A 26,510-nucleotide genomic window follows, 5' to 3' on the forward strand; every position below is an offset into this window, starting at 1 on the left:
TGGCGGTCGCCTGGAGCGGGATGCGGGGCATCTCGGCAGAGCCCGGCTACGTCGTCATGCAACCCACTACGCTGTGCAATCTGGCGTGCGACTACTGCTATCTGCCGTTGCGCCGGGAGAACCTGCGGATGCCGGTCGCGGTGGCCGAGGCGGTGGCCGCCGGAGTCGCCGGCTACGCCCGGGCCGGCCGGTTCTCGGTGGTGTGGCACGGCGGTGAGCCGCTGGCCGCCGGCCGGGCGCATCTGGCCGCGCTGTTCGCGCCGTTCGGTGCGGGTGTCGAGCACCACGTGCAGACCAACGCGACGCTCATCGACGACGAGTGGTGCGCGTTCTTCACCGAGCACGACGTCCGGGTCAGCGTCAGCGTGGACGGGCCGCGCGCGCGTAACGGCGACCGGGTGGACCGGGCCGGGAAACCCGCCTACGACCTGATCATGCGGGGCATCGACCGGCTGCGGGCGCACGGCATCCCGTTCTCCGCGCTGTGCGTGGTCAGCGATCCGCGCCCCGGGGCCGCCACCGAGCTGTACGAGTACTTCCTCGGCCTCGGCTGCGAGGTGCTCGGCATCAACGTGGAGGAGACCGAGGGCGTCAACACCCGGCACAACAGCCACGACCCGGTGGCCGTGAGCGCCTTCTGGGCCGAGCTGGTGACCGCCTGGCGCCGCGACCCCCGGATCCATCTGCGCGAGGTGGAGTGGTCGCTGCGGTACGCCGCCGCCGTCCTGAACGGCAACGCCGACGACCTGCTGCCGCGACGGCTCGACCCGATCCCGACGATCGCCCACGACGGGTCGGTGGTCCTGCTCTCGCCCGAGCTGGCCGGCTTCCACGACCCGCGGTACGGCGATTTCACCAGCGGGAACGTGCTGACCACACCGCTGCCGGAGATTCTCGCCGGCGCGGCGGGCACACCCTGGATCGGCGAGTTCCTGCGCGGGATCGAGGCGTGCCGGGAAACCTGCCCGTACTTCGGCTTCTGCGGCGGCGCGCACGCCGCCAACCGGTACTTCGAGCACGGCAGGTTCGACGTCACCGAGACGGACCACTGCCGGAACAGCAAGATTCGCCTATTGGAGGGAGTGCTGGACCATGCCCGAGATCACGAAGCCACGGCTGTCTGACGGCGTGGAGACGGATCCGGTGACGGCACGGGTGCACGACACTCGGGCCGGCCTGGCCGCGCTCATCGCGGAGGCCGAGGTGGCCAGACAACAGCGCGCCGAGGAGACACCGCAGGACGGCGGCTCGGCGGTGTGCGCCTGGAACCACTTCGAGAACATTCCCACGTTCTACAACTGGAACAACCGGCCACGCTGAACCGTGACTGGTCCGAAGCCCACGCGGATGAGAGCCCGCGTGGGCTTCGCTGTCAACCGTAGGAATCGTGACCGCGTGACACACGCGAGCACGCGGTCACGCCGCGTGCTCTGTGCAGAACGGGTCAGTGCCGCCTTGTAGGCGACCAGGTGTCCGGGCTAGCCCAGGTGTCCTGGTCATCATCGCCGTCGTCCTCGTCATCGTCGACGATCTCAGCGTCGTCGTCGAAATGACGGTCAGACTTACCGGCACCCGCCAGTTCGCGCTGCAAGGCGGTGAGGTCGGTGTTCGGGGAGTGATACTTCAGCTCCCGGGCCACCTTCGTCTGCTTGGCCTTAGCACGGCCGCGCCCCATGGCTCGACCCCCTCGCACAGAATTCGGGGCAGCCCGAAGGCGGGCCCCGATGACGTCAGGCATCTCTCGTGGGTCTTACGGTACATGGACGACGGCGCGTTCGGCACCTCGGGTTGCGTGTGACACTGCCGCGCGTCGCGGTGGATGTTCTCCGGCGGCGCACGGCAGGCCCACGAAAGCCCTAAAGGTAGATGGAACGGAGACGGCCGACGTCGGCCATCCGCCGCTCGGCGAGCCGGTCCGCGGCGACCGCCGGGGGCACGCCCTCGTCGCCGGCGAGCTGGAGGATGCGCCGGGTGGTCTCGAAGATCCCGGTGGCGCGCAGCTTGGCCCGCTCGAAGTTGAAGCCCTGGATCTCGTCGGCCACCTGGATCACGCCGCCGGCGTTCACCACGTAGTCCGGGGCGTAGAGGATGCCGCGGTCCTCCAGGAGCTTGCCGATGCCGGAGTGGGCCAGCTGGTTGTTGGCGCCGCCGGTGACGACCTTGGCCCGCAGCACCGGCACCGTGTCGTCGTTCAGCGCGCCGCCGAGGGCGCACGGCGCGTAGACGTCGATGTCGGAGGTGATCAGCGTGTCGGTGTCGGGCACCAGGCTGATCTGCGGGTGGGTCTCCCGGGCCCAGGCGAGGGCGGCCTCGCTGACGTCGGTGGCGACCACCTCGGCGCCGTCCTCGAGCAGGTGACCGGCGAGGTACTTGCCGACCTTGCCGAGACCGGAGACGCCCACGGTCCGGCCGCGCAGCGACGGGGTGCCCCAGGTGTGCTCGGCGGTGGCCCGCATGCCCTGGAAGACGCCCCAGGCGGTGAGGACCGAGGAGTCGCCGGCGCCGCCGTGCTGCACGCTGCGGCCGGTCGCGTACCGGGTCTCGCGGGCGACCACGTCCATGTCCTGGACATAGGTGCCGACGTCGCAGGCGGTGTAGTAGCGGCCGTTCAGCGACTCGACGAACCGGCCGTACGCCCGCAGCAGCGCTTCGCTCTTGAGCTGGGCGGGGTCGCCCCAGATGACGGCCTTGCCGCCGCCGAGGTCCAGGCCGGCCATGGCGTTCTTGTACGCCATGCTGCGGGACAGCTTCAGCACGTCGGCGAGGGCGGCGGCCTCACTCTCGTACGGGTAGAAGCGTGTGCCGCCGAGCGCCGGGCCGAGCGCCGTGGAATAGATGCCGATGATCGCCTTCAGTCCGGTCGCCCGGTCCTGGCAGAAGACGACCTGTTCGTGCCCGTTGGCGTCGAACACGTCCATGTTCAATTCTCCTGATCTCATGCGTGGCCTTCGTGGGGCCATGATCCCGGCCGGGGTGAGCCGGTAGGCCTGAGCGTAGCCGTGCCGACAGTGCGGGGATTACGTCCGCGCGGGAAGTTCTCACCGGCCGGATTCGTGAAAGACTCGCGCCGTGCCGTCACTGTTCGCGTCGTACCTACGGGTTTACGAGCCCCTGACCGCCTTCGACCGGGAGCGGCAGGTCTACTGGCGTGACTACGCCCGCGAGGGCCGCGACCTGGGCCTGGTCGAGGGTCCCGCCCGGCAGCGCACCGCGGTGCTGGAGGCGCTCGGCGCCGGCTGGACCCGGCTGCCCGACCTGCCCGACGAGGCCTATGTGCTGGAGTGGGACGGCGCGGTGCTGGTCTGTCCCTGGAACCTGCGGTTGCGGGTGGCCGAGGCCGCCCTCACCGCGCGGGACGGGGTGCCCGCGGTGCTCGCCGACGCCTTCGTCCCGCCGGTGCTGGCCGGGCAGGCGAAAGCGGTCGTGGAGGACTGGCGCAGCGGCGCCAAGGTCCTCGAGCAGGGTGTGCCCCGGGTGCACGAGCAGATCGCCACGTGGGGTGTCCCGCTGCGCTGGTTCACCTTCGTCGACCTGGAGGAGCGGGAGATCGCGCTGACCGGCCGCCGCCGCGTCCTGCGGTACCGGACCGAGATCTCCAAGGCGCGGCGCCGGGCCCACCGGGCCGTCTCGGTGCTGCGCAAGTCGCTGGGCGACGCCCCCATCACCGAGGCCGTCGAGGAGGGCACCCGCTGGCTGGAGGAGTTCCATCCACGTTCGGTGGTGGAGCTCGACTACGGCGGCCTCGTCAACCTCCTCCCGGAGGACAACCTCGCGGAGGATGATTCCCCCGGACTGGTGTCAGCCGGACTTTCCGCACTTTCTCGCGGTGACGCTGAGTCAGCAAGTGAGGTGTACGAAAAGCTGGTCGCGCGCTGGCGCACCGTCCAGCTTCTCGAACGATGCAACTGACCTGCGAAAACAGGACAGACGGGCACGTTTCGCGGCGCGTGGAAGCGCTCCCGAAGCGAGCACTCTTCGTAATGGCTGGTCCCCGAAGCGTCATAATAGGACTAAACGAGGCACTATCTGGCGTATAAAACGCGCAAAAATCGGGCATGCTTCATCCGTCTATCTGGGGACGTTCGTCCGTTCGGCCCATGTCGGACATCGGGGACTAGCCGGACCATGAGAGACGCACCGGCCGGCGGGACCCCGGCCGATGTTTTTAGGCACCTGTGGAGGAGTGACCGATGGCATCGCGTACGCACGATCCTGAGCCGCTACTAACGCCGGCCGAGGTGGCGTCGATGTTCCGTGTCGACCCGAAGACCGTTACTCGGTGGGCGAAGGCGGGCAAGCTCAGCGCAATTCGCACGTTGGGTGGCCACCGTCGCTACCGTGAGTCGGAGGTCCGCGCCCTGCTGCAGGGGCAGATTCCCACGCAGCGTCAGGGCGACTGACCCAAGTCGACCGAAAAACGTAGCAAGGGGCGAGCGCTGGGGAAGGCGATCGCCCCTTCTTCGTTCCCGGACCCTTTCCGGGGTGCGGGGGAGAGTCAGCTGACGAGAACGGCCACCGTTCCGTCGACACCCCGGCGCAGGCGGCTGCCGAGCATGGTCAGCCGGCCGACCACGCCGTACTTCTTCTTGATGCCCTCGCCGACGCGCAGCCGGTCGGTGTGGTCGCCGATCCGCGCGGTCGCCTCGATCGCCTCGCCGGTCGGGTTGCCCCGCATGTCGCACGCGGCGACCGTGACCCGCCCGCTGTTGCGGATGCGCTTGAGCTTGCCGCTGCCCGCCACGGTCCAGAACCCGAGGCCGGCGCCGTCCGGAACGACCCAGAGCGGGGTCGGAACCGCCCGGCCGTCCTTGCGGAACGTGGTGAGAAGGACGTACTTCTGCGAGCCGAGTTGCTCCAGTGCGGTCATGGACCAAGAGTATTGACCATGACTCAGCCGGTGGTAGGGGATGCGTTCGGGGAGATGATCCGCGACGCGTACGCGGTGCACACGGGCTCCGGGCCGCGCCCGCTGGCCGGTGGGCGGTACCCGCGACCGGTGATCGAGGTGATCGAGCGGGACGACGGCCTGATCAACGGAGCCCTCGCCGGCCACTATCTCAGCGAGCCGGCCGACTGGCGCCCGTTCGACCATCGTGCGGCCGGGCTCTGCCGGGGCCGGGTGCTGGACATCGGGGTGGGCGCCGGCCGGATCGCCGTCGAACTGCAGAACCGGGGGTACGCGGTCACCGGGCTGGACACCTCGCAGGGCGCGATCGAGGTGTCCCGGCGGCGCGGGCTGCGCGACACCGTGCTGAACACCGTCGACGAGTTCGCCCGGGCCAGCGTCCGGTACGACACCTTCCTGCTGCTCGGCAACAACCTGGGCCTGATCGAGGGCCCGGAGCGGGCACCGGTCTTCCTGGCCGCGCTGGCCCGTCTCGCCGCCCCGGGCGCGCGGATCATCGCGCAGGGCACCGATCCGTACGGGACGACCGATCCGGTGCACGTGAGCTATCACGAGGCGAACCGGGCGCGCGGCCGGCTCGGCGGGCAGTTGCGACTGCGACTGCGGTACCGGGAACTGGCCAGCGACTGGTTCGACTACCTGAACTGCTCGGTGGAGGAGCTGTCGGCGCTGCTGGCGGGCACCTCGTGGCGGCTGAAATCGATCGACGACCGCGACCACCCGTACTACCTTGCGGTCATGGAGCACACCGGATGACCGAACTCACCCGGGACCAGGTCCGCCTCAGCCGGCGGATCTCCCTGGTCCTGCGGCATCGGCCCGAGACGGCCGGCCTGACCCTCGACGCGAACGGCTGGGTGCCGGTCGCCGACCTGATCGCGGCGCTCGGGATCACCCGCGCCGAACTCGACCACGTGGTCGCGTACAACGACAAGGCACGCTTCGCCGTGTCCACCGGCCCGGACGGCGCCGACCGGATCCGGGCCAGCCAGGGGCACTCCCGGCGGGTCGGGGTGGACCTCGCTCTCCCGCCCGCGACGCCGCCCGCCGAGCTGTTCCACGGCACGCCGCGGGCGAACCTGGAAGCGATCCTGCGGGAGGGCCTGCGCCCCCGGAGCCGGCACCATGTCCACCTCTCGGTGGACGTGCCGACAGCGCGCACCGTCGGCCGCCGGCGCTCGCCGGACGTGGTGGTCTTCAGCGTGGCGGCGGGGGTGATGGCCGAGGAGGGGCATGTCTTCCACCGCAGTGACAACGGGGTATGGCTCACCGCTGTCGTACCGTCACAGCACCTGTCGGTAAAACGGACAAACACGTAATCTGCCAGGTTGATCCCGCCTCCACTGTGGCCGGTCACCCGTTCGCCGGACAGCGAGCCGGAACCGCCGTTAACTTGGACGGATGGGGAGGGTCACTCGGCGTCATCTCACTGATCTTCCCGGCACCCTCAGCCTGCCCGCCGCCCTCGCGCTGGCATCGATTCTGGCCGGTCTCGCCTTCGGCCTGCCCGCGCTGGACCGCGCCGTGCCGGCCGGGCGGCCGGTCGATTCCGGTCAGCCCTACCCCGTGGCGGCCGGCGTCACGGTCGTGCCGCCGCACGGCGCCGACCTCGACGTGACCGGCACCCGTCCCGGCCACGACCGCGGGACGGTCCTCTTCCGGCTCGACCGGGTGCGGTACGCGATCGAGGTCGAGCCCTTCGCCGGCGACCTGACCGCGGCCGCCGTCCGGTTGCGGCAACGCCTCACCGGCATCGCCGGTCACCAGGTCAGCGGCACCCAGCTCGCCGTCTCCACAGCCGGTGGGCTGGCCGGGGTCCAGGGCGGATACACCGCCGGCGACCGGGACGGGCGGTACGCGGTCTTCGTCGCCCACGGGCTGATCATCGAGGTGACGGTCAGCGGCGACGACGCCGACCTGGAACAGGTCCTGCCCGCCATCGACGCCAGCACCCGCAGCCTGCGCTACGAGACGGGCGCATGAGCGAGGAGGTCCTGCCGGGGGTGACCCGGCCGGCCGCGTTCGTACGGCAGCCCGCGTTCTGGGTGGTGATCCTGCTGCTCGCGGCCGGGGCGGTGCGGATGTCGCAATTCGCGGCACTGTTCCTGACCAGCTACCCGGTCGCCACGGTCACCGCGATCGCGATGTTCGCGCTGCTGGCCGTACCCTTCTGGCTCTTCGTCTCGGAACTGGACTTCCTGGAACGGGAACCGGCCGGCCTGCGGGTGCTCGCCTTCGCCTGGGGCGGCCTGGTCGCCACCAGCGTCTCCATCCCCGGCAGCACCGCCCTGGACAATCTGATCGCCAAACTCGGCTCGCCCGCCCTGGCCGCCGAGTGGGGCGCCGCCCTGGCCGGGCCCACGGTCGAGGAGATCGCCAAGACCCTCGGTGTGGTGGCGGTCGTGCTGATCGCCCGGACCCAGGTGAACAGCGTGCTGGACGGCATCGTCTACGGCGCGCTGGTCGGGCTGGGTTTCCAGATCGTCGAGGACGTGGTCTTCGCGGTCGGAGCGGTGCAACTGGCCGGGGAGGGTGACCGGGTGCAACCGGTGATCACCACGTTCCTGGTGCGCGGGTTCCTCGCCGGGGTGTGGAGCCACACCCTGTTCGGCGCGCTGGCCGGGGCCGGCATCGGTTACCTGGTGGTCCGCCGCGACCGCAGCCGTGGGCGCCGGGTCACGGTCGCCGGGCTCGCTCTGCTGGCCGCCTGGGCCTCGCACTCGCTGTGGAACTCCCCGCTCCTGCGGGACGGGCTCGGTGACGGCGCGCCCGCACTGCTGGCGGTGCTGCTGTTCAAGGGGATGCCGCCGTTACTGCTGGTCCTCCACCTGGTGCGGCGGGCGCACGACAGGGAGGCGGCGTACTACGTGGCGATGCTGGCCACGGTCCGCGACCGGGAGCTGATCACCGAGAGCGAGCTGCGGGTGCTGGGTTCCGGTTCCCGCCGGGGTGCGGCCCGGCGGCACGCCGCGGCGAGCGCGGGGCGAGGAGCCCGGGCGGCGGTACGGCGACTGCAACGTGCCCAGGCCGCCCTCGCCGTCGAGCTGAGCCGGGCCACCGCCGACCCGGCCCTGGCCGCCCGGGTGGACGACCGGGCCGAAGAGGTGCGGACGCGTCGGGCCGCCCTCGCCGCCCTCGGCCACCCGGAGGCGGTCGAGGGGGCACGGTCCTGGCGGCACACCGCCTCCACCGCCGGCTCCGCGCTGCTGGCGATCGCGGTGCTCTGGGTGGTGCTGTCCGCCCTGGGCGGTGGGTGACTCAGGCGGGCGGCAGGCCGCCGTCGCCGTCGACGATGTGGTCGGGGGTGCCGTCCTCGTCCAGGTCGACCATGGTCACGTCGACCTTGCCGTCCCCGTCGGTGTCGAACTGGTAGAGGTCGGGCTTGCCGTCGCCGTCGGTGTCGGAGACCCAGACGTCGGTACGGCCGTCGCCGTTCGCGTCGCTGGTGAGCAGGTCGACACGGTCGTTGCCGCGGGTCTCCACGATCTGCGGGGTCTCGATGTCCTGCGGGTCGCTCATGGTGCTCCTCTCTTAGGCCACCGCCGGCGGCCGGTCGACCCGGCTCAGTACCCAGCGGTTCAATCGATCAGTCCCCGGTCCTGTGACGGTTGTCGCTGGTCGCCACCGGTGACGGGCGTAACGTACGCCGACGTGGATATCGCTGAGGACGGCAAGCAACACCTGTTCACCAGCGGCGGCGGCGGTGCTCTCGCGGAGCGGATGGGTATCGAGATCACCGAGGCCAGCGCGGAACGGGTCGTAGGCATCATGCCCGTCGAGGGCAACACCCAGCCGTACGGGCTGTTGCACGGGGGCGCCTCCTGTGTGCTCGCCGAGACGCTCGGGTCGGTCGGCGCGGTGCTGCACGGGCAGACCGTGGACCGGCCGTTCGCCGTCGGGGTGGACATCAACGCCACCCACCACAAGGCGGCCCGCTCCGGTCTGGTCACCGGCGTGGCCGTTCCGGTGCACCGGGGACGTGCCGTGGCGACGTACGAGGTGGTCCTCACCGACGAGTCCGGCGAGCGGGTCTGCACCGCTCGCATCACCTGTCTGCTGCGGGGCGCCTGAAATCCCACGTCGCCGTGCGATCCTTGCGCGGCCGACGTACCTTTTCCAACGTGACCGAAGTACCACAGACCGCATTCGACGACGCCGCGCAGGTTCTGCAGTGTGCGCTCAGCGGCGACAGCACGGCTGTGGCCGACACCTTCGACGCCGTCGTCGACCGGGAGGGCGTCGTCGGTGCCTGGGATGTCGCCTGGTGCCTCGCGGCCACCATGGTCGGGCAGTTCCCGGCGGGCGGCGCGTGGACGCTGGAGTTCCCCGGGATCGACGACGCACGGTATGACAAGCGCTGGGTCGCACGGTTCGTCAGCGCGTATGTGAACGGCGACTTCCCCACCGGCGAGGCGCTGTTCGGCGCGGCGATCGCGGACGGCACGCTGCCCGACTGCCTGCTCGCCCTGGCCGGTTCCACGGTCGCCACCCTGCGGCACCGGGCCGCCTGAGTCGGGCGTTCGGCCACTGCGGTTGTCCACAGGCCACCGGAGCAGGCGTACGCCGTACCGCAGAATGGTTTGATGTCCGAACCTCTGCTGGCCCGCGTCCGCAAGCTGCTCGCCATGGCCGAGGACCCGGCCTGCACGCCCGGCGAAGCCGAGGCGTTCACCGCGAAAGCCGCCGAGCTGATCGCGAAGTACGGCATCGACCAGGCCATGCTCGCCGTCACCGACCCGGCGGTGGACCCGGTCGGGGACCGGGTGATCACCCTCGACGCGCCCTACGCGCGGGAGAAGGCGGGGCTGCTCGCCGCCGTGGCCGCGCCGATGCGCTGCCGCGTCGTCCACCTGGAGCGCCGGAGCCTGGCACGCAGCCACCTCTTCGGGCACTCGGCCGATCTGGAGCGGGTCGAGCTGCTGTTCACCTCACTGCTGGTGCAGGCCGCGCACGGGCTGGTCGCGAGCCCGGTGCCGTGGGGCGAGCACGCGGCCGCCTACCGCCGGTCCTGGATGGTCGGGTACACCCAGGCGATCAGCATACGACTGTGGGACGCGGAGCGGTCCGCCGCGGCGGAGACACCCGGCGCCGAACTCGTGCTGGCCGACCGGACCGACCTGGTCGAGCGCCGACGTGACGAGATCTATCCCCAGCTGTCCCGGATGCGGCCGCGGCGCTTGCAGGGCACCGGGCTGTACCGCGGCTATCAGGCCGGGCAGAACGCCCATCTGGGCGGCGCCGAGGTCACCCGATCGTGACGGCTCACTTGTTTTTCAGATAAAGGGCTTTCGCGTACTGCGCGGCGGCCGCGTTGTTGTACATCGACGCCTGTGACATGAAGAAGTCGTTGTCGGCGATCGACCGGGCCGCCTGTGACGTGCCGGAATAGCGGATGTCCGCCTCGGCCTCGGACAGCCCGCGCGCCTTGAACTGCCGGCGCATCGCCATCTTCCCGGAACGGAACGCGTCCGCCGCCTCCTCCGCGTACTTCATGCAGGAGAGGGCCTTCTCGCTGAGCGCCTCGGCCAGGGCGTACGCAGCCTGTTCGGCATCATTGGTGAAGTCGTCCACGACGGCGCCTCCTCACGTGTCAATGTGACCGATCCCGACAACACTCTGATGTACCGGGCGAAGCCCATCAAGACCCTGCGTGACGGAGTGGGCACCGGGATGTCGATGCGCTGAGATAGCTTTGCGGATCATGACCGATCCACACCCGACCGACGACGGCCCATGGACGACCGAGGATCCCCCCGTGCGACGCCGGCCGATGATGCTTCTCGGGGTCACCGCGGGCGCACTCGTCCTCGGCTCGATCGCCTCCACCTCGGCGATGCTGCTGTCCGGCTGGCGATACGCGCCCGAGCGTGAGTTCGCCGTATCGGTGTTCCTGCATCCGGACGCGGACGAGCGGCAGCGCGGTGCGGTCCAGAACGCGCTCGGGGCGCTGCCGGCCCGCGACGGGGTGCGGCTCGAGACGCGGCAGGAGGCGTACGAGAAGCTGCGCAAGAAGCACACCCAGGACCCCGGACAGCTCGAGGGCATCGAACCGGAGACGATGCCGGAGTCGCTGCACCTGACAGCGGTCGGCCGCAACTTCGACTGCGGCCCGATACCCGGCATCCGCAAGCTGTCCGGCGTGGACCGGATTCGGGTGGTTCTTCGCCCCGCCGACGGGCGATGGGGCGCCGAAGTGGCTTGTTGAACCGCCGGGATCCATGTCAATGTCTTTGCGGTTGCGGCGGAACGGTATCGTCCTGTGCGCTTCCGAAGACTTCTAACGGGGGGGTTCTCCATGAACGTCATTTTCCGCAGGACTCTGGCCGCCCTCGGCGCCACGGCCGCCGTCGTCGCCTCCACCGCCGTGCTGGCGTCGCCCGCGCAGGCCGCCACCTCCGGCATCGTCAAGGTCATCGGCACCAACCGGGTCGAGTTCCGGGCGCTGATGGGTGTGTCCAACGCGGTCGTGCTCACCATCTCCGGCCGGACCGTCACGATCGACGACCAGGTCGCGCTCACGGCCGGCGCCGGCTGCAAGCGCGTCGACTCGACGAAGGTGCGCTGCACCACCTCGGCCGCCACGGCGCGCCTCGACGTCTGGGTCGGCGACCGTAACGACTACGTGCGCAACGACACCGGCGTGTTCATGCTCGCCGGCGGCGCCAACGGCGACGACACCCTGATCGGCGGCTGGGGCCGCGACCAGCTCCAGGGCGGCGCCGGCAACGACAAGCTGCTCGGCCGCAACGGCCAGGGCGAGCTGTGGGGCGACGTCGGCCACGACTACATCTACGGCGGCACCGGCTACGACTACGTGGTTGCGGGCCCCGGCAGCGACTACATCTCCACCGCGGGCGCCGACGACCTGATCCACGGTCAGGACGGCAACGACCGGATCTACGCGGGCGCCGGCAACGACACCGTGCTCGGTGACGCGGGCAACGACCTGGTCTACGGCGGCGCCGGCGACGACTACATCCTCGGTGGCACCGGCAACGACAGCATCGGCGGCGAGGCCGGCGACGACAAGCTGATCGCCGAGAACTACAAGAAGGTCGGCAACGCGGTCGTCTCCAGCCCGTCGGCCACCGCCCGGGACGGCCTCTACGCCGGCGCCGGCGCGGACATCTGCCTGCGGTCGGCCAAGACCGTCAACTCCGGCTGCGAGTACTACACCGCGGTGGCCTGATCCCCATCGCACTGCTTCCTGGAACGGCCCGGCGGAGTCGCCGGGCCGTTTCTTTTCAGCCGTACGGTCGAGGTGCGCCGAGACGGTACCGTTCTACGATCCCGGGACCTTCATGATCGTCATCCCGGAAACGAGCAACGCCCCGATGCCACTGATCACTCGCCGCGCCCTGTCCGCGATCGGTGCCTCCGCGCTCGCGGTCGCCACCGTCTCCCTGTTCACCGCCGCGCCGGCCCAGGCGGCCACCGCAGGCCTGGCGAAGGTCGTCGGGACCGGCACCGTGCAGTTCCAGGCCCTGCTCGGCAAGGCCAACGCGCTCACCATCACGATCTCCGGCCGGACCGTCACGCTCGACGACACGGTCCCGCTGCAGGCCGGCAGCGGCTGCAAGCGGGTCGACTCCACCAAGGTGCAGTGCACGACGTCGGCCAGGACCGCGAAGCTCAACGTCTCGCTGGGCGACATGAACGACCGGGTCGTCAACAAGACCGCGGTCTCCATGCTGGCTGCCGGCGGGGCCGGCAACGACACCCTCAGCGGTGGCACCGGCGCGGACGAGCTGCAGGGCGGCGCCGGCAACGACGCGATCTACGGTGGCGTCGGCAACGACCGGCTGTTCGGTGAGGGCGGCGACGACACGATCAGCGGCGGGGCGGGCAACGACGCGATCTCCGCGGGCACCGGCAACGACCGGGCCTACGGGTACGAGGGCAACGACACCGTCTGGGGCAGCACCGGCAACGACCTCCTCGCCGGTGGCCTCGGCAACGACCAGATCGAGGGCGAGTCCGGCAACGACGCGATCTACGGCGACGTGGGCGACGACGAGCTGTACGGCGGCGCCGGCGACGACACCATCTCCGGTGCGGCAGGCTCCGACTACATCGAGGGCGAGGACGGCAACGACCGCGTCTACGGCGGCGCGGGCCAGTACGTCGAGGAGGGTGAGGCGTACGGCGACAAGATCGACGGCGGCAACGGCAACGACACCCTGTACGGCGAGGACGGCGTCGACGACATCTGGGGCGGGACCGGTAACGACATCATCTCCGGCGGCAACGGAGAGGACTACCTCTACGGTGAGGGCGGCGCCGACTCCCTGTACGGGGGCGCCTCCGCCGACATCATCCTCGGCGAGGCCGGCAACGACCTCGTCTCCGGCGGTGATGCCGACGACGTGCTGGGCGGCGAGTCGATCTCCATCGTGGACGGTGTGCCGACGGCGGACGGCGACCCGGCCGCCCGTGACCGCGTCGACGGCGGCAACCACGTCACCGGCGACGCCTGCCTGGTGACCCCCCTTTCCACGGTGGTGAACTGCGAGTCGAACACGATCCCGCAGACCCTCTCGGCGGCCGCCCGCCACGACGCTGTGGAAGGCCTGCTCCGCCCGAAGTTCGCCAAGCGGTAGACACCGGCCCGCGCCGGATCGGGGCAGCGCGCCGTAACGGTAGCGTTCTATGATCACCGCTGTGAATCTGAAGAACCTCGCCCTCGGCGTCACCGCCGCGGCGATCGGATCGGCCACTCTCCTCGCCCCGCCCGCACAGGCGGCCGCCGCCGCCGGGGCCGCGAAGGTGACCGGCACCACGGTCTACTTCTACGGCGGCGCCGGCGCGGCCAACTGGATCACCGTGACCCGAGCCGGCCGCGTCGTCACCTTCGACGACGTGGTCGCGGTCACGCCGGGCGCCGGCTGCAAGCGGGTCGGCAGCGACGTCACCCGGGTGGCCTGCACCACCGCGGCAGCGCCCACCCTCGTCGTGGTCAGCTCCGGCGACCAGAACGACGGCATCTTCCACCGCACCGACCTGCCGATCCTGGCGTACGGCGGCGACGGCAACGACACCCTCGGCGGTGGCGGCGGCATCATGCACGAGAAGCTCCACGGTGGTGCCGGTAACGACAGGCTCTACGGTGGCGCCGGCAGCGAGTCGCTGTACGGCGGCCCCGGCAACGACGCCCTCTACGGCGGCGACGGTGCCGACCTGCTCGACGGCGAGGCCGGCGCCGACCTGCTCCAGGGCAACGCCGGCGACGACTCCGTCTCCTACTCCAGCCGCACCAGGGGCGTCACCATCAGCCTCGACGGCAAGGCCGGCGACGGCGAGAAGGGCGAGAACGACACCATCGCCGCCGACGTCGAGAACGTGTGGGGCGGCAACGGCGACGACATCATCCTCGGCAGCGCCGGCGACAACTCCATCGACGCCCGAGGCGGCAAGAACTTCATCCGCGGTGGCGCCGGGAAAGACCTCATCTCCGCGTCCAACTCGACCGGCAACACCATCTACGGCGACGCCGGCGACGACTTCATCAACGGCAGCATGGGCAACGACATCGTCTCCGGCGGCGACGGCAAGGACCATGTCTACGGCCTGTCCGGCGCCGACTCCGTCTACGGCGACGCCGGCGACGACTGGCTCGAAGGCGACGACGGCAACGACCTGCTGAACGGCGCGGCGGGCAACGACTGGCTGACCGGCGACGCGGGCGACGACCGGCTCCTCGGTGGCCTCGGCGACGACCACCTGGGCGGCACCGGCTACTTCGCCGACGACCAGTCCGACACCGAGAAGGACTGGGCCGACGGCGGCGCGGACACCGACACCTGCTACCTGGGCGCAGCCAGCACCCAGCTCGGCTGCGAGTGAGCCGCGGCGGCCCCGGCCATCGTCCGGGGCCGCCGCACCGGCCGGTGTTCGCGTAGCCATCGCTTTTCTGTCAGCGTCCGCAATGCCGTGTGCGACAGCCGCCCCGCTGAAGCTTCATGACTGCGGCCTCAAGAAGGCCAGTCGGCGCCCGTCACGTACTTCGGCTGTCGCGCCTGCTCAAGCAGATCGCGCGAATCACTGACTGCGCCTTCGGTCGACGACGCCAGTCCTCGTGACGTGCCTGCCCTACGAGAGAACGGGCCCGGCGGTCATCGGCCGCCGGGCCCGTCATGTGTTTCCCTGCATCAACAGTACGGTTCAGGAACGAACCGGCGTGAAGTTCTGGTTGGCGTTACCGCTGGCGCAGGTGACCAAGCTGGGGTGGTTAACGGCATCGGTCTTGATGCAGCGGTGAGTGCCGTGCTTCTTCCACCGGCCCCAGCTCTTGAAGACCCAGTAAGAGCCGTTCTTGTGAACCTCCCACAGCTGGTACTCCCCGCCGTTGCAGGAATTGGCGACGAGGTGACCGACGTCCACCGGGTTCTCGACACCGCTGTCCACGCAGAGGTTGAAACGGACGTTTCGCAGCTTGACGACCGGCTTGGTGGTACCGCTGACCGTGCGGTACTGGATTTCCCAGTCCTGCCCCGATCCGTTGTTGCAGCCGCGGTTGGACAGCGGGGCTCCCGCGCTGCTCTGCACAGCCTCCAGGCATTCGTTCGTGGATCGGTGCTTGAGGGTGTGATAGGTCGCGGCCTGTGCGGGAGACGCGACGAAGACAGCGGAACACACCACCGCAAGTGCGAGCAGGGCTCTCTGTACCAGAGAAATCAAAATGGTCCCCCGAATGATGGAGCGGGTGAAATACCCCGGCTTGATCGACAACCAGCATTCTTAGGAACGTCACAGGATTCGTCAAGAAAATTGTGGACGATTTGATGTTCGCCATGTTGCGCAGCTATCGCGGGGAGAGGTGTCGCGTTTGGCGTCAAGCCCGAATTGACATGATCAGTTTCACATCTAACGGCATAATCACGTGATTTGGCTTCTTCGAGATATGTGGTCGATCTCCTACCCGATGTAGGCAAATCCGGATCGCCGGGCATTGGATTTGCCTACATTTGAACAGGCATCGGGGAATCTCTGTCGAATCGGCTTTTTCGGGGTCAAGACCCTGCGGCCCGGTCTGTTGAGGGCTCCGCCCGGCATCGGCTGGCGTAACGGCTGATCTGTCTGTCGGGGTGTGCACCGTGGAAGCCGTACGTGAAGGCGTGCAGGTCCCGGCCCGGCACGGTATCTCAGATGGCCTCTCCGTCACCGGAGACGTGACGGGCTCATTCGGGTCAGCCGAGCCAGTGATCCGGGCGCCATTGTGGCTTCCGGCGGCCGGCTGCGGCAACGCCACGTGGCTTGCCGCAGCCGGAAGGTCAAGTAGCGTCGCCGCGCCCACCATCCTGTGCCGGCGGCCACGGATCGGGTGTCGTCGGCCCGTCGCGAGCTTTGGTCATCGGGCCGGATCGCCGTGCAGCGAAGGTGCGACTCGTGACAGCGATCATGGGACTCTGCGGTCATCTTCGGGGTGGCGGAACAGCCCCGGAAAGCAAGACGTCCACCGTGCGTTTCCGCAGGTGGACGATGCTCAGTGCCCGGCGAGGGGCCTGGTGGCCAGGGGCGGGGTCGAACCGCCGACCTTCCGATTTTCAGTCGGACGCTCGTACCAACTGAGCTACCTGGCCGTGATCTTTACTTGCGGTCCTGACGGGACTTGAACCCGCGACCTCCGCCTTGACAGGGCGGCGAGCACTCCAACTGCTCCACAGGACCTTGCTGGTCTAACTCTAACTTGGTTAGTCACCGGCTTGCGACCGATAACTTACCAGTACCCCCAACGGGATTCGAACCCGTGCTACCGCCTTGAAAGGGCGGCGTCCTAGGCCACTAGACGATGAGGGCAACTCCGCTATCATTGCACATCGCGCTGGCTGCGCGATCGGCAACGCTTGGTCGTTGTGGCCCCAACCGCGCCCCCCGCTTGAGGCATGTAAAACATATACGATGCCCCGGCTGATCTTCAAATCGGGGGGTCGAAACCGGTTCTGAGCTGGGCGGATGTCATTTGCAGGCGGAGGCCACGACCCGGACGGCGTCTGCCAGGTCGCTCAACACGGTCACTGTGGGGGGCATGCCGGCCATCGGCCAGCCGGGGCCGGCGGCGGCCACCACGAGCGGTGGGTGCGGCAGATCCAGCAGGCGTTCGAGCTGGGCCACGCCGCCGGTGGCGGGCAGTTGGGACCACAGGACCACCACTGCCGGGCCGGTACGCGCGATCGCGTCCAGCAACGCCCTCGGCGGCACCCGTGCGCCCAGCAGGCGGCTCGGCACCCCGTTCTCGGCCAGCGCGGCCGCCAGCGCCTCCAGCGGCAGCGTGTGCTGTTCCTCGTCGGCCGCGGCGAGCAGTGCCCGGACGACCAGTTCCCGGGCCGGCCGGGGCACCGCGGCGAGTGTCTCGGTGACCGAGCGGGAGAGCAGGTGCTCCACTTCGACGAAGCGGTCGGTCGCCTCGTACCGCTGGCCGATTCCGATCAGCACCGGCATCATCACGTGTTCCCAGGTGGAGATCACGCCACGGCCGATGATCGCCTGTTCGAGGATGTGGCGCATGGACGGCATGTCCAGGCGCATGGCGGCGCGGGCGAGGCCCCGGGCGGCGGGGTCTGCTCGTGGGCCGAGAGGGATCGCCTGACCACCGCCGGCCGGGCCACCGATCATCGGGTGCTCCCCGGCGATCACGGTGGCGGCGTCCCCCGCGAACAACGAAGCCGCGGGATCAGCGGCGGCGGGTGGGGAAGCGGCGTCCGCGGAAGGGGAACGGCGCGCCCAGGCGGCGGCTTCGGCGGGGGAGACGCCCTGCGCGGTGAGCCGCTGCATGACCTGGAGCCGGACCATGTCCTCGACGGTGTACCGCCGATGATGGCCCGGCTCGTGCCGGCTGGGACCCAGCCCGTACCTCTGATGCCACGTGCGCAACGTGGTCACCGCGACGCCGAGCCGGCGCGCGGCCGCGCCCGCGCTCAGCCCGTCAACGCTCACCTTGCCCCTCCGCTGACGAGGAGGAGGACGAAGAGGAGGAGGACAGGTGGGTGGCCAGGCGTGCGGTCACGCCGCTGAGCCAGGGGGCGTACGTCTCCGGCGTCGCCTCCAGTTCCCGCCGCAGGTCGTCGACGGAAACCCAGCGCAGCCGCGCCACCTCGCCCGGGTCGGGCCGGAACTCGGTGCCGCCCGGCACCTCGCCGAGGAGCACGTGGTCGTACTCCCGCTCGACCCGGCCGGTGACCGGGTCGGTGGCGAAGTACACGTAGACGCCGACCTCCCGCAGCGGCGTCACCGGGGTGACGCCGAGTTCCTCGGTGATGCGCCGGCCCGCGGAGACGGCGATGTCCTCACCGGGGACCGGATGCCCGCAACAGGTGTTGCCCCACCGCAGCGGGAACCGGGTCTTCACCGCGGCCCGCTGCTGCAGCAGCACCCGCCCGGACGGGTCGCGCAGGAACACCGAGAACGCCCGGTGCAGCATCCCGGGCGCCTCGTGCGCGTCCTGGACGGTGGCGGTGCCGGTGTACCCGCCCCGATCGTCGACGAGTTCCACCAGGTCGGCCTCGCGGGAGCGGGTGGTCACGCGCTGCCCCCGGTGATCCGGCCGGCCGCCAGCTTCCCGGAGATCAGCACCATCGGCACGCCCACGCCGGGCTGGGTGCCGGAGCCGGTGAAGACCACGTTCGGCAGGGTGGGGTGCATGTTGGACGGCCGGAACGGGCCGGTCTGGGTGAAGGTGTGCGAGGCCGCGAACGGTGTTCCGGCGGCCATCCCGTCGTCGGCCCAGTCGGCGGGCGTGATGATCCGCTGCACCTCGACGCCGTCCCGGAAGCCGACGTAGCCGCGCTGTTCCAGTACGCGCAGCAGCTCGTCGGCGTACCGCTTGTCCATCCCGCCCCGCCAGTCGATCGGCCCGTCGACCAGGTTCGGGGTGGGCGCGAGGACGTAGTAGGTCTGCCGTCCGTCGGGCGCGACCGTGGCGTCGGTGTGCGTCGGGTTCGTGACGAGCAGGGAGGGATCGCTCATCAGGAGACCTTTACGGATCACCTCGTCGAAGGTGCCCTTCCACGCCGACCCGAAGTGGATGTTGTGGTGGGCGATCTTGGAGTAGGACTGGTGGGAGCCGATGTGCAGCACCACGCACGACGGTGAGTACTTCAGGCGGCGGAGGCTGCGCCGGGGCGGCAGGAGGTCGCGGTAGGCGACCGGCAGGTCCGGGTTGAGCACCACCACGTCGGCCTGGATGTGTTCGCCGCCGGAGGTGAGCACGCCGGTGGCGCGGCCGTTGGCGGTGGTGACCTTCTCGACGGTGGTGTCGTAACGGAAGGTGACGCCGTGTTTCTCGGCGACGCTCGCCAGCGCTTTCGGGACGGCGTGCATGCCGCCCTTGGGGAAGAAGACGCCGGCGACCGAGTCGAGGTACGCGATGACGGCGTAGACGGCGAGCGCGTCGTGCGGGGCGAGCCCGGCGTACATCGCCTGGAAGGAGAAGATCCGCTGGGTACGGGGATCGCGGAAGTATTCGCCGATCTTCGGCTGCAGCCGCCGGAACGCGCCCATCCCGAGGAGCTTGAGCAGGTTCAGGTTGACCAGGTCGAACGGGGTGTCGAGGTTCTTGTCGATGAAGTGGTCGCGTTCCAGCTGCCAGAGCTGCCGGGAGAAGTCGACGAAGCGCAGGTACCCGTCGGCTTCGCGGGCGCCGCAGACGCGGGCGATCTCGGCGGCCATCCGGGTGGTGTCGGTCCGCACGTCGAGTGTGGAGCCGTCGGGGTAGTACGCCCGGTACGCCGGGTCGAGGGGGGTCAGTTCCAGCCAGTCGCTGAGGTTCTCGCCGACGGCCTCCATCGGCTCGGCGATCAGTTCGGGCATGGTCAGCACGGTGGGGCCGGTGTCGAACTCGTACCCCTCGGCGGACAGCCGCCCGGCCCGCCCGCCGGGCACCGTTTCCCGCTCGACCACGGTGACCTGCCGGCCGGCCGCGGCGAGGTGCAGCGCGCAGGCGAGACCGCCGAGGCCCGCGCCGACGATGACGACCCGGTCGGTGGGTCCGGTCACTGTTCGCACGTTACGACTCCAAAAATAAGGTTCATCATGCTGGGCGGTCGGTGACGGCGGTGGCCAGGTCGATCAGGGCGGTCTTCGCGTCGAGGCGGATCGGGGCGTCGGTGATCGCGGCGATGCCCTCCGCGACCCGGACCCGGATCATCTCCTCGAGCTCGGCGGGCGCCCCGGTGGCCGCGATGATCTCGGCCTGCCGGGCGATGCCGGCCACCGCCAGCTCGTCGAGCTGCCCGGAGGTGGCCAGTTGCCGGGCCAGCATGAGCAGAGTGGTGGGTTTGCCGGTGGACAGGTCGTCGCAGGCGGGCTTGCCGGTGACGGCCGGGTCGCCGTACACCCCGAGCAGGTCGTCGCGCAGCTGGAACGCCTCGCCGACCGCGATGCCGTACGTCTGGTAGGCCTCCTCGATCCGGTGGTCCATGCCGGCGGCCAGGGCCAGGCCGAACCCGAGCGGCCACTGCACCGTGTAGCTGGCGGTCTTGTGCCGGGCCACCACCAGGGCCCGTTCCACCGACCAGGACGCCGGGTCGGTCTCGCCGAGGACGTCCAGGTACTGCCCGGCGATGGCTTCGATGCGCATCCGGTCGTACCGGGCGCGCACCTCGAGCTGGACCGCCGCGGGCAGCGCGACCCGGGCCAGCAGCTGGTCGGCCCAGACCAGGCAGAGGTCGCCGATCAGGATGCCGGCGGAGTCGCCGAAGCGGTCGCCGTGCTGCGCCGCGAAGATCCGGTGCGCGGTGGGCCGGCCACGCCGGGTCTCCGAGCGGTCCATCAGGTCGTCGTGAACGAGCGCGAAGGTGTGCATGAGTTCGAGCGCACCGAGAGCGGGTAAGACCGCTTCGAGTGTCTCGCCGGTGCCGGCGACGCCGCGCCAGCCCCAGTACGCGAACGTCGGGCGGACCCGCTTGCCGCCGGCCATGACCAGGTCACGAGCGGTACGGGCGAATCCGCCGAGGGCGGGGTCGACGGTGTCGAGAGCCGGGATCTGGCAGGCGAGGAAGTCGGCCAGCGTCCCCTCGACGGCGCTGATCAACGCTCGGTGCGAAACCGGCTGGCGGGGGATCGCTTCAAGGCGATTTCCCTCGAGGGTGTGATTGGCCACGCTCAGTACCGTACCCTAACTTCTGGAAGTTGCGTCGATTCGTGCGTCGATTTTGACCGGAGGGCCCGGCATGGAGACCGATTTGGCAGCCGCCTATGAGCGCTGCCGTGAACTGCACCGAGAGCACGGACGGACGTACTACCTCGCGACCCGGTTGCTACCGGCGTGGAAGCGACGGCATGTGCACGCCCTCTATGGATTCACCCGATATGCGGACGAAATCGTGGACCGCACCGAGTCCCGGCCCTCGGCCGAACGCGCCGCGGTGCTCACCGAGTGGGCCGGCCACTTCATGGCCGGGCTCCGCGGCGAACCCGTCGACGACCCGCTGCTGCCCGCGGTGCTGCACACCATCGCGGTCTTCGACCTGGATCTGGTCGACTTCGAGAAGTTCCTGCACAGCATGGCGATGGATCTCACCGTCACCGCCTACCCCACATACGACGATCTACTCGAATACATGGAAGGCTCGGCAGCCGTGATCGGCACCATGATGCTGCCGATCCTCGGGTCCTCCGACCCGGTCGCCGCCCGCGAGCCGGCCCGCCAGCTCGGCTTCGCCTTCCAGCTCACCAACTTCATCCGGGACATCGCCGAGGACCTCGACCGTGGCCGGATCTACCTGCCCGAGGAACACCTCGCCGAGTTCGGGGTGACCCGCCGTACGCTGCGCGACCGCGTCGCCACCCCGGCGATCAAAGCGCTGATCAAGGCCGAGGTGACCCGGGCCCGGGAGCACTACGCGCTGGCCGCCCCCGGCATCCCGCTGCTCGAACCCGCCTCCCAGGCCTGCATGCGCACCGCCTTCCAGCTCTACGGCGGCATCCTCGACGAGATCGAGGCGATCGACTACGACGTCTTCGGCCGCCGCGCCACCGTCCCCAATCGCCGCCGGGCCGCCGTCGCCGTGCGCAGCCTGCTCACCCGGCCCGGCACCCCGGTCCATCTGGCGGCGTGATGCGGACCGCGGTCGTCCTGCTCACCCGGGACCTACGCGTCCACGACAACCCGGCGCTCACCGCGGCCTGCCGCGCCGACCGGGTCGTACCCCTCTATGTCCTCGACCCGAAACTGGCCGGCCTCTCGCCGAACCGGACCCGATTCCTCCACCAGAGCCTCGCCGACCTTCGGGAGAACCTGCGGAACATCGGCGGTGACCTGGTCGTGCGCCACGGCGACCCGGTCACCGAAGCCGTCCGGGCGGCCCGCGACACCGGCGCCGACACGATCCACGTGGCCGCCGACGTCAGCGGGCACGCCCGGCGCCGCGAAAGTCGCCTCCGGGACGAGACCGGCCACCACCGGATCGGCCTCCACCTGCACCCCGGGCTCACCGTCGTCGACCCGGGCGCGATCCGCCCGGGCGGTGGCGGCGAGTGCTACAAGGTCTTCACCCCCTACTTCCGGGTCTGGTCGGGGGTGCGGCGGCGGGCCGAGCTGCCGGCCCCGGAGCGCCTGACGCTGCCGGACGGCCTGGACCCCGGGCGGCTCCCGGACACCCCCGGCGGAGATTCACCGCATGCGGCGGAGGGTGGCGAGACAGCGGCGCGGCGGCGGCTCTCGCTGTGGTCGGGGCAAGAGCTTGCGGGGTACGGGGACGCGCACGACGACATGCCCGGGGATGCCACGAGCCGGCTCAGCCCGTACCTCCGCTGGGGTTGTGTCTCTCCGCTGACCGTCGCCGAGACGGCCCGCAAGCAGGACGCCGACGCCTTCGTCCGTCAGCTCTGCTGGCGCGACTTCTACTACCAGGTCGCCCGGGTGTACCCGAAGCTGTCGACCGAGGCCCTGCGCCCGGCAGGCGACCGGGACTGGCGCTACGACGACGACGCCCTCCAGCACTGGCAGGACGGGCTCACCGGGGTGCCGATCGTCGACGCCGGGATGCGCCAGCTGCGCGACGAGGGCTGGATGCACAACCGGGCCCGCCTGATCACCGCCGCGTTCCTCACCAAACACCTCGGCATCGACTGGCGGCTCGGGGTCCGGTGGTTCTTCCGCTGGCTGCTCGACGGCGACGTGCCGAACAACTCGGGGAACTGGCAGTGGACCGCCGGCGTCGGCAACGACACCCGGCCCTACCGGCGGTTCAATCCCATTCGGCAAGCGCTCCGGTTCGACCCCGACGGCGTGTACGTTCGTCGGTACGTACCCGAACTCAAGGGGATCGACGGTCCCGCGGTCCATCAGCCGTGGCGTCTTCCCGAAACAGAATTCCGCAGCCTCGGCTATCCCGGCCCACTGGAGTCACATCGGGACGAGGCGGTCTGGCTGCGGTAGCGGGACCCGTCGGCGGTTGCGTCCGTCAACGTCATCTTCCGGCGGGGCCCGTGGCTTTCCAGTAACGCCGATGGCGGCCATGAGGATGGTGAGCGCCAGCCAACGCTCGCCATCGCCCCCTCATGGCCGCCGTTCCTCGGTGTGACCCGCTTGCGTGGGTTCTGAATCGGACGTGCCTCGGCCCACTTGAGGAAACCTCGCGGTGGTTAGGTGAGGGGCATGGGCGAAGTACGGAACGTGGACGTGGTGGTCGTCGGACTCGGCGTGGGCGGTGAGGAGGCCGCCGGACGGCTGGCCTCCGCCGGGCTCGACGTGATCGGCGTGGAACACAACCTGGTCGGGGGCGAATGCCCGTACTGGGGATGCATCCCGACGAAGATGATGGTCCGGGCCGGCAGCGCCCTCGCCGAAGCGCGGCGCATCCCCGGACTGGCCGGCCGGTCCACCGTCGAACCCGACTGGGTGCCCGTCGCACGGCGGATCCGCGACGAGGCCACCGCCGACTGGAACGACAAGGTCGCCGTCGACCGGCTCACCGGCAAGGGCGCCACGTTCGTCCGCGGCCGGGCCGTCATCACCGGGCCCGGGCGGGTCCGGGTCGGTGAGCAGGAGTACGCCGCCGCGCGCGGGCTCGTCATCGCCACCGGGACCACGGCCGTCATCCCGCCGATCGACGGGCTGGCCGGTACGCCGTACTGGACCAACCGCGAAGCGGTCGAGACCCCCACCCTGCCCGCCTCCCTGATCATCCTCGGCGGCGGCGCGATCGGCTCCGAGTTCGCCCAGGTCTTCGCCCGGTTCGGGGTCCAGGTCACGATCATCGAGGGCTCGGACCGGATCCTCGCCATGGAGGAGCCGGAATCCTCCGAGGTGGCCGCCGCGGTGATCGGCGCCACTCTCCGCACCGGCGTCCGCGCCGCGAAGGTCTCCTACGACGACGGCTTCACCGTGGAACTCTCCGACGGCAGCACCGTCACCGGCGAGAAACTGCTGGTCGCCACCGGCCGGGCCGCTCGCCTCGGCGACCTCGGCCTGGACACCGTCGGCCTCGACCCGCAGGCCCGCTTCCTCACCACCGACGACCGGATGCGCGCCGCCGACGGGATCTGGGCGGTCGGCGACGTCACCGGAAACGGCAACTTCACCCACATGGCGATGTACGAGGCCGACATCGCCGTCCGTGACATCCTCGGCCAGGGCGGACCCGGCGCCGACTACCGCGCCCGGCCCCGCGTCACGTTCCTCGACCCGGAGATCGGCGCGGTCGGGCTCACCCTCGCTCAGGCCAAATCGTCGCTCGACGACGTTCGCGTGGGTCTCGTCCCCCTCGACCAGACCTCCCGCGGGTTCGTCCATGGGCCCGGCAACGAGGGCTTCATCAAGGTCATCGCAGACGGGAGCCGGGGCGTGCTGGTCGGTGCGACGACCGTGGGGCCGGCCGGCGGCGAGATGATCGGGGCGCTCGCCGTCGCCATCCACGCCGAGGTGCCGATCACCACCCTGCTCAGCCAGATCTGGGCGTACCCCACCTTCCACCGCGGCATCGGCGACGCCCTGAAAGCACTCGCCTGACGTTTCGACCCGATCCGGGTGGGCACCGCCATAGACATGTTGCGGCAGGCACTCACCCGGATCGAACAGGCCGACGCCCTCGACGGCGCCAGCGACAAAATCCAGTCGGCGGTCTCCTCGGCCGTCCGGCCGCGCACCCTGCGTGACCTCCTGCACGGGACGTGGATGGGACATCCCCTCCACCCGGTGCTGGTGCAGGTCCCGGTCGGCGCGTTCCTCTCCGCCGCGTTCCTCGACGCCCTCCCCTCCCGTACCGGGGATCGTGCCGCTACCGCGCTGATCGGCACCGGTCTCGCCGGAGTGCTGCCCGCCGCCGTCGCCGGCTGGGTCGACTGGTCGGAGCTGACCAAGGACCGGCGGCGGGTCGGTCTGGTCCACGCCGTCACCAACCTGGTGGCCACCGGTCTCTACGCGGGCTCGCTGGTGTCCCGGCTCACCGGGCACACGACCCGGGGGAAGGCGCTGGCCTACGCGGGCCTCTCGGTTGCGGGAGTCGGCGCCTTCCTGGGAGGACATCTCTCGTACGCCCAGGGCGCCGGGATCAGCCACGCGGCGCCCGAGGTCGCTCGCGTGCCGGAGGAGTGGACCGTCGCCGGATCGCTGTCGTCGCTGCCGGAGGGCAAGCCGGCCGCGCGACGGGTGGGGGACACCGCGGTGCTGCTGTTCCGCCAGGGCGATCAGGTGACGGCGATGATCGACAGGTGCTCGCACGAGGGTGGGCCGCTCAGCGAAGGGGAGGTCAGGGACGGGTGTGTGGTGTGCCCGTGGCACGGGAGCACGTTCCGTCTCGACGACGGGGCCGCGGTGCACGGGCCGGCAGCGAACGACCAGCCGATGCTGCCGGTGCGGGTCCGGGACGGTCTGGTGGAGGTACGCCGGCCGTAGTCCTTCGGCCGGCGTACTCACCTCGCCCTCGGTGTCTCCGCTCCGTTGCCAGCCGACGTCACCTCGCTCACCGCCTCGCCTTGGCCTGTTCACCGCCTTGCTTCACCCTCGCCTTACTCCTCCTCACCGCTGCATCGGCTTCCTGCGCTGCACGCGCTTTACCCGCTTCACCAGCGGAAACGTCGGAGGGTGACCCCCGATTTGGAGCGCAGGGAACCGGCGGGTAATGTTTTGCGAGCCGGCAGGGAAACGGGCGAGGCAAGCGGGTCACACCGCAGCGGCCGTCCTGCCAAATCCTCTGAACTCGAGACCGCAGCGCAGCTGTGTGCTTGACTCAGAGGACTTACTAGGGCAGATCGGAGTTAACCGGGATAAACCGGTTGACAACGCCGGGAAGGCCTAGTAAAGTAGAGCGAGTGCCCCGGGGGCGGGCCGCGAGAGCGGCGCGAACGAAGGTGTGCGGTTGTTCTTTGAGAACTCAACAGGGTGCTTGATAAGCCAGTGCCAATTATGGCAATACCCCGGCCTGTCCTTCGGGATGGGTTGAGGATTCCTTTGGCAACATTCAATTGTTGCCGGGACAGTTTTTCAACAGATTTTGTTGGAGAGTTTGATCCTGGCTCAGGACGAACGCTGGCGGCGTGCTTAACACATGCAAGTCGAGCGGAAAGGCCCTTCGGGGTACTCGAGCGGCGAACGGGTGAGTAACACGTGAGTAACCTGCCCCAGACTTTGGGATAACCCTCGGAAACGGGGGCTAATACCGAATAT

General features: G+C 70.0%; 29 protein-coding genes, 3 tRNA genes and 1 rRNA gene. 20 read left to right on the top strand and 13 right to left on the bottom strand.

The window, feature by feature from the left end; genetic code table 11:
• Nucleotides 1–20: 20 nt before the first annotated feature.
• Complete coding sequence (gene amcB, locus ACZ3II_RS06460) at nt 21–1,124, top strand: cyclophane-forming radical SAM peptide maturase AmcB (RefSeq protein ID WP_465516633.1); 1,104 nt, start codon at nt 21–23, stop codon at nt 1,122–1,124.
• Entirely contained in the window at nt 1,093–1,320 is a 228-nt protein-coding gene (gene amcA / locus ACZ3II_RS06465) for a multiple cyclophane-containing RiPP AmcA (protein ID WP_465516541.1), read from the top strand. Before amcB ends, amcA begins: the two co-directional genes overlap by 32 nt.
• Before the next feature lie 124 nt (nt 1,321–1,444).
• Here amcA and ACZ3II_RS06470 read toward each other — a convergent pair whose 3' ends face one another.
• Complete coding sequence (locus tag ACZ3II_RS06470) at nt 1,445–1,675, bottom strand: DUF3073 domain-containing protein (RefSeq protein ID WP_465516542.1); 231 nt, start codon at nt 1,673–1,675, stop codon at nt 1,445–1,447.
• Between the two features lie 181 nt (nt 1,676–1,856).
• Nucleotides 1,857–2,918, bottom strand: a complete 1,062-nt coding sequence (locus ACZ3II_RS06475; RefSeq protein WP_465516543.1) for a Glu/Leu/Phe/Val family dehydrogenase — start codon at nt 2,916–2,918, stop codon at nt 1,857–1,859.
• A gap of 151 nt (nt 2,919–3,069) precedes the next feature.
• Here ACZ3II_RS06475 and ACZ3II_RS06480 point away from each other — a divergent pair, with 151 nt between their 5' ends.
• Together ACZ3II_RS06480 and ACZ3II_RS06485 are read left to right on the top strand one after the other, a co-directional pair.
• Nucleotides 3,070–3,909 carry a DUF8083 family protein gene (locus ACZ3II_RS06480; protein WP_465516544.1) on the top strand — a complete coding sequence of 280 codons (840 nt, stop codon included), beginning with the start codon at nt 3,070–3,072 and terminating at the stop codon, nt 3,907–3,909.
• 281 nt (nt 3,910–4,190) lie between these two features.
• Nucleotides 4,191–4,400, top strand: coding sequence for a BldC family transcriptional regulator (locus tag ACZ3II_RS06485; protein ID WP_014687221.1), 210 nt, complete (start codon nt 4,191–4,193; stop codon nt 4,398–4,400).
• Nucleotides 4,401–4,495: 95 nt separating this feature from the next.
• Here ACZ3II_RS06485 and ACZ3II_RS06490 read toward each other — a convergent pair whose 3' ends face one another.
• On the bottom strand, nt 4,496–4,867 hold the full coding sequence (locus tag ACZ3II_RS06490; RefSeq protein ID WP_465516545.1) for a PPOX class F420-dependent oxidoreductase: 372 nt from the start codon (nt 4,865–4,867) through the stop codon (nt 4,496–4,498).
• A gap of 18 nt (nt 4,868–4,885) precedes the next feature.
• Between ACZ3II_RS06490 and ACZ3II_RS06495 the strand changes: the two genes are divergently transcribed.
• The 4 genes from ACZ3II_RS06495 to ACZ3II_RS06510 all read left to right on the top strand — a co-directional run bounded on the left by ACZ3II_RS06495 (nt 4,886) and on the right by ACZ3II_RS06510 (nt 8,163).
• Complete coding sequence (locus ACZ3II_RS06495; RefSeq protein ID WP_465516546.1) at nt 4,886–5,662, top strand: class I SAM-dependent methyltransferase; 777 nt, start codon at nt 4,886–4,888, stop codon at nt 5,660–5,662.
• Entirely contained in the window at nt 5,659–6,225 is a 567-nt protein-coding gene (locus tag ACZ3II_RS06500) for an RNA 2'-phosphotransferase (RefSeq protein ID WP_465516547.1), read from the top strand. The genes ACZ3II_RS06495 and ACZ3II_RS06500 overlap by 4 nt, the downstream gene beginning before the upstream one ends.
• Before the next feature lie 82 nt (nt 6,226–6,307).
• Nucleotides 6,308–6,889: a hypothetical protein gene (locus tag ACZ3II_RS06505; protein ID WP_465516548.1), complete on the top strand. Its 582-nt coding sequence runs from the start codon at nt 6,308–6,310 to the stop codon at nt 6,887–6,889.
• Entirely contained in the window at nt 6,886–8,163 is a 1,278-nt protein-coding gene (locus ACZ3II_RS06510) for a PrsW family intramembrane metalloprotease (protein WP_465516549.1), read from the top strand. The genes ACZ3II_RS06505 and ACZ3II_RS06510 overlap by 4 nt, the downstream gene beginning before the upstream one ends.
• 1 nt (nt 8,164) lies before the next feature.
• Here ACZ3II_RS06510 and ACZ3II_RS06515 read toward each other — a convergent pair whose 3' ends face one another.
• Nucleotides 8,165–8,425 (bottom strand): hypothetical protein, encoded by a 261-nt coding sequence (locus tag ACZ3II_RS06515; RefSeq protein WP_465516550.1) that lies wholly within the window; start codon nt 8,423–8,425, stop codon nt 8,165–8,167.
• A 201-nt stretch (nt 8,426–8,626) separates the two neighbouring features.
• Here ACZ3II_RS06515 and ACZ3II_RS06520 point away from each other — a divergent pair, with 201 nt between their 5' ends.
• The 3 genes from ACZ3II_RS06520 (at nt 8,627) to ACZ3II_RS06530 (ending at nt 10,164) form a co-directional block, all read left to right on the top strand.
• Nucleotides 8,627–8,977 carry a hotdog fold thioesterase gene (locus ACZ3II_RS06520; protein WP_465516634.1) on the top strand — a complete coding sequence of 117 codons (351 nt, stop codon included), beginning with the start codon at nt 8,627–8,629 and terminating at the stop codon, nt 8,975–8,977.
• Between the two features lie 50 nt (nt 8,978–9,027).
• Entirely contained in the window at nt 9,028–9,417 is a 390-nt protein-coding gene (locus ACZ3II_RS06525; RefSeq protein WP_465516551.1) for a hypothetical protein, read from the top strand.
• A gap of 72 nt (nt 9,418–9,489) precedes the next feature.
• Entirely contained in the window at nt 9,490–10,164 is a 675-nt protein-coding gene (locus tag ACZ3II_RS06530; protein WP_465516552.1) for a DUF2786 domain-containing protein, read from the top strand.
• A gap of 4 nt (nt 10,165–10,168) precedes the next feature.
• On the opposite strand, the gene ACZ3II_RS06535 is transcribed toward ACZ3II_RS06530, so the two are convergent.
• Nucleotides 10,169–10,477 carry a hypothetical protein gene (locus ACZ3II_RS06535; RefSeq protein ID WP_465516553.1) on the bottom strand — a complete coding sequence of 103 codons (309 nt, stop codon included), beginning with the start codon at nt 10,475–10,477 and terminating at the stop codon, nt 10,169–10,171.
• Between the two features lie 184 nt (nt 10,478–10,661).
• On the opposite strand from ACZ3II_RS06535, the gene ACZ3II_RS06540 reads away from it, so the two are divergent.
• From ACZ3II_RS06540 to ACZ3II_RS06555, 4 genes are all read left to right on the top strand, one after another.
• Nucleotides 10,662–11,111 carry a permease-like cell division protein FtsX gene (locus ACZ3II_RS06540; protein ID WP_465516554.1) on the top strand — a complete coding sequence of 150 codons (450 nt, stop codon included), beginning with the start codon at nt 10,662–10,664 and terminating at the stop codon, nt 11,109–11,111.
• Nucleotides 11,112–11,201: 90 nt separating this feature from the next.
• Complete coding sequence (locus ACZ3II_RS06545; RefSeq protein WP_465516555.1) at nt 11,202–12,095, top strand: calcium-binding protein; 894 nt, start codon at nt 11,202–11,204, stop codon at nt 12,093–12,095.
• A gap of 145 nt (nt 12,096–12,240) precedes the next feature.
• A complete protein-coding gene (locus ACZ3II_RS06550) occupies nt 12,241–13,506 on the top strand; it encodes a calcium-binding protein (protein WP_465516556.1) in 1,266 nt (421 codons plus the stop codon).
• Between the two features lie 61 nt (nt 13,507–13,567).
• On the top strand, nt 13,568–14,749 hold the full coding sequence (locus ACZ3II_RS06555; RefSeq protein ID WP_465516557.1) for a calcium-binding protein: 1,182 nt from the start codon (nt 13,568–13,570) through the stop codon (nt 14,747–14,749).
• A gap of 318 nt (nt 14,750–15,067) precedes the next feature.
• On the opposite strand, the gene ACZ3II_RS06560 is transcribed toward ACZ3II_RS06555, so the two are convergent.
• From ACZ3II_RS06560 to ACZ3II_RS06595, 8 genes are all read right to left on the bottom strand, one after another.
• Nucleotides 15,068–15,634 (bottom strand): RICIN domain-containing protein, encoded by a 567-nt coding sequence (locus ACZ3II_RS06560; protein ID WP_465516558.1) that lies wholly within the window; start codon nt 15,632–15,634, stop codon nt 15,068–15,070.
• Between the two features lie 774 nt (nt 15,635–16,408).
• Nucleotides 16,409–16,485: transfer RNA gene (locus ACZ3II_RS06565), tRNA-Phe, on the bottom strand.
• Nucleotides 16,486–16,499: 14 nt separating this feature from the next.
• Nucleotides 16,500–16,573: transfer RNA gene (locus ACZ3II_RS06570), tRNA-Asp, on the bottom strand.
• Nucleotides 16,574–16,629: 56 nt separating this feature from the next.
• Nucleotides 16,630–16,702, bottom strand: a tRNA-Glu gene (locus ACZ3II_RS06575).
• A gap of 159 nt (nt 16,703–16,861) precedes the next feature.
• A complete protein-coding gene (locus tag ACZ3II_RS06580) occupies nt 16,862–17,839 on the bottom strand; it encodes a MerR family transcriptional regulator (protein WP_465516559.1) in 978 nt (325 codons plus the stop codon).
• Nucleotides 17,829–18,425 carry an isopentenyl-diphosphate Delta-isomerase gene (gene idi, locus ACZ3II_RS06585; protein ID WP_465516560.1) on the bottom strand — a complete coding sequence of 199 codons (597 nt, stop codon included), beginning with the start codon at nt 18,423–18,425 and terminating at the stop codon, nt 17,829–17,831. The genes ACZ3II_RS06580 and idi overlap by 11 nt, the downstream gene beginning before the upstream one ends.
• Nucleotides 18,422–19,906, bottom strand: a complete 1,485-nt coding sequence (crtI, locus tag ACZ3II_RS06590; protein ID WP_465516561.1) for a phytoene desaturase family protein — start codon at nt 19,904–19,906, stop codon at nt 18,422–18,424. Before crtI ends, idi begins: the two co-directional genes overlap by 4 nt.
• A 25-nt stretch (nt 19,907–19,931) precedes the next feature.
• A complete protein-coding gene (locus tag ACZ3II_RS06595) occupies nt 19,932–20,963 on the bottom strand; it encodes a polyprenyl synthetase family protein (protein ID WP_465516635.1) in 1,032 nt (343 codons plus the stop codon).
• A 109-nt stretch (nt 20,964–21,072) separates the two neighbouring features.
• On the opposite strand from ACZ3II_RS06595, the gene ACZ3II_RS06600 reads away from it, so the two are divergent.
• The 5 genes from ACZ3II_RS06600 to ACZ3II_RS06620 all read left to right on the top strand — a co-directional run.
• Entirely contained in the window at nt 21,073–21,960 is an 888-nt protein-coding gene (locus ACZ3II_RS06600; protein WP_465516562.1) for a phytoene/squalene synthase family protein, read from the top strand.
• Nucleotides 21,960–23,282: a cryptochrome/photolyase family protein gene (locus tag ACZ3II_RS06605; RefSeq protein ID WP_465516563.1), complete on the top strand. Its 1,323-nt coding sequence runs from the start codon at nt 21,960–21,962 to the stop codon at nt 23,280–23,282. The genes ACZ3II_RS06600 and ACZ3II_RS06605 overlap by 1 nt, the downstream gene beginning before the upstream one ends.
• 219 nt (nt 23,283–23,501) lie before the next feature.
• Nucleotides 23,502–24,854 (top strand): dihydrolipoyl dehydrogenase family protein, encoded by a 1,353-nt coding sequence (locus ACZ3II_RS06610; protein WP_465516564.1) that lies wholly within the window; start codon nt 23,502–23,504, stop codon nt 24,852–24,854.
• 36 nt (nt 24,855–24,890) lie between these two features.
• Nucleotides 24,891–25,739 carry a Rieske (2Fe-2S) protein gene (locus ACZ3II_RS06615; RefSeq protein WP_465516565.1) on the top strand — a complete coding sequence of 283 codons (849 nt, stop codon included), beginning with the start codon at nt 24,891–24,893 and terminating at the stop codon, nt 25,737–25,739.
• Between the two features lie 598 nt (nt 25,740–26,337).
• Nucleotides 26,338–26,510, top strand: a 16S ribosomal RNA gene (locus tag ACZ3II_RS06620); the annotation flags it as partial.

The organism is Actinoplanes sp. NPDC019969 (assembly GCF_055562375.1).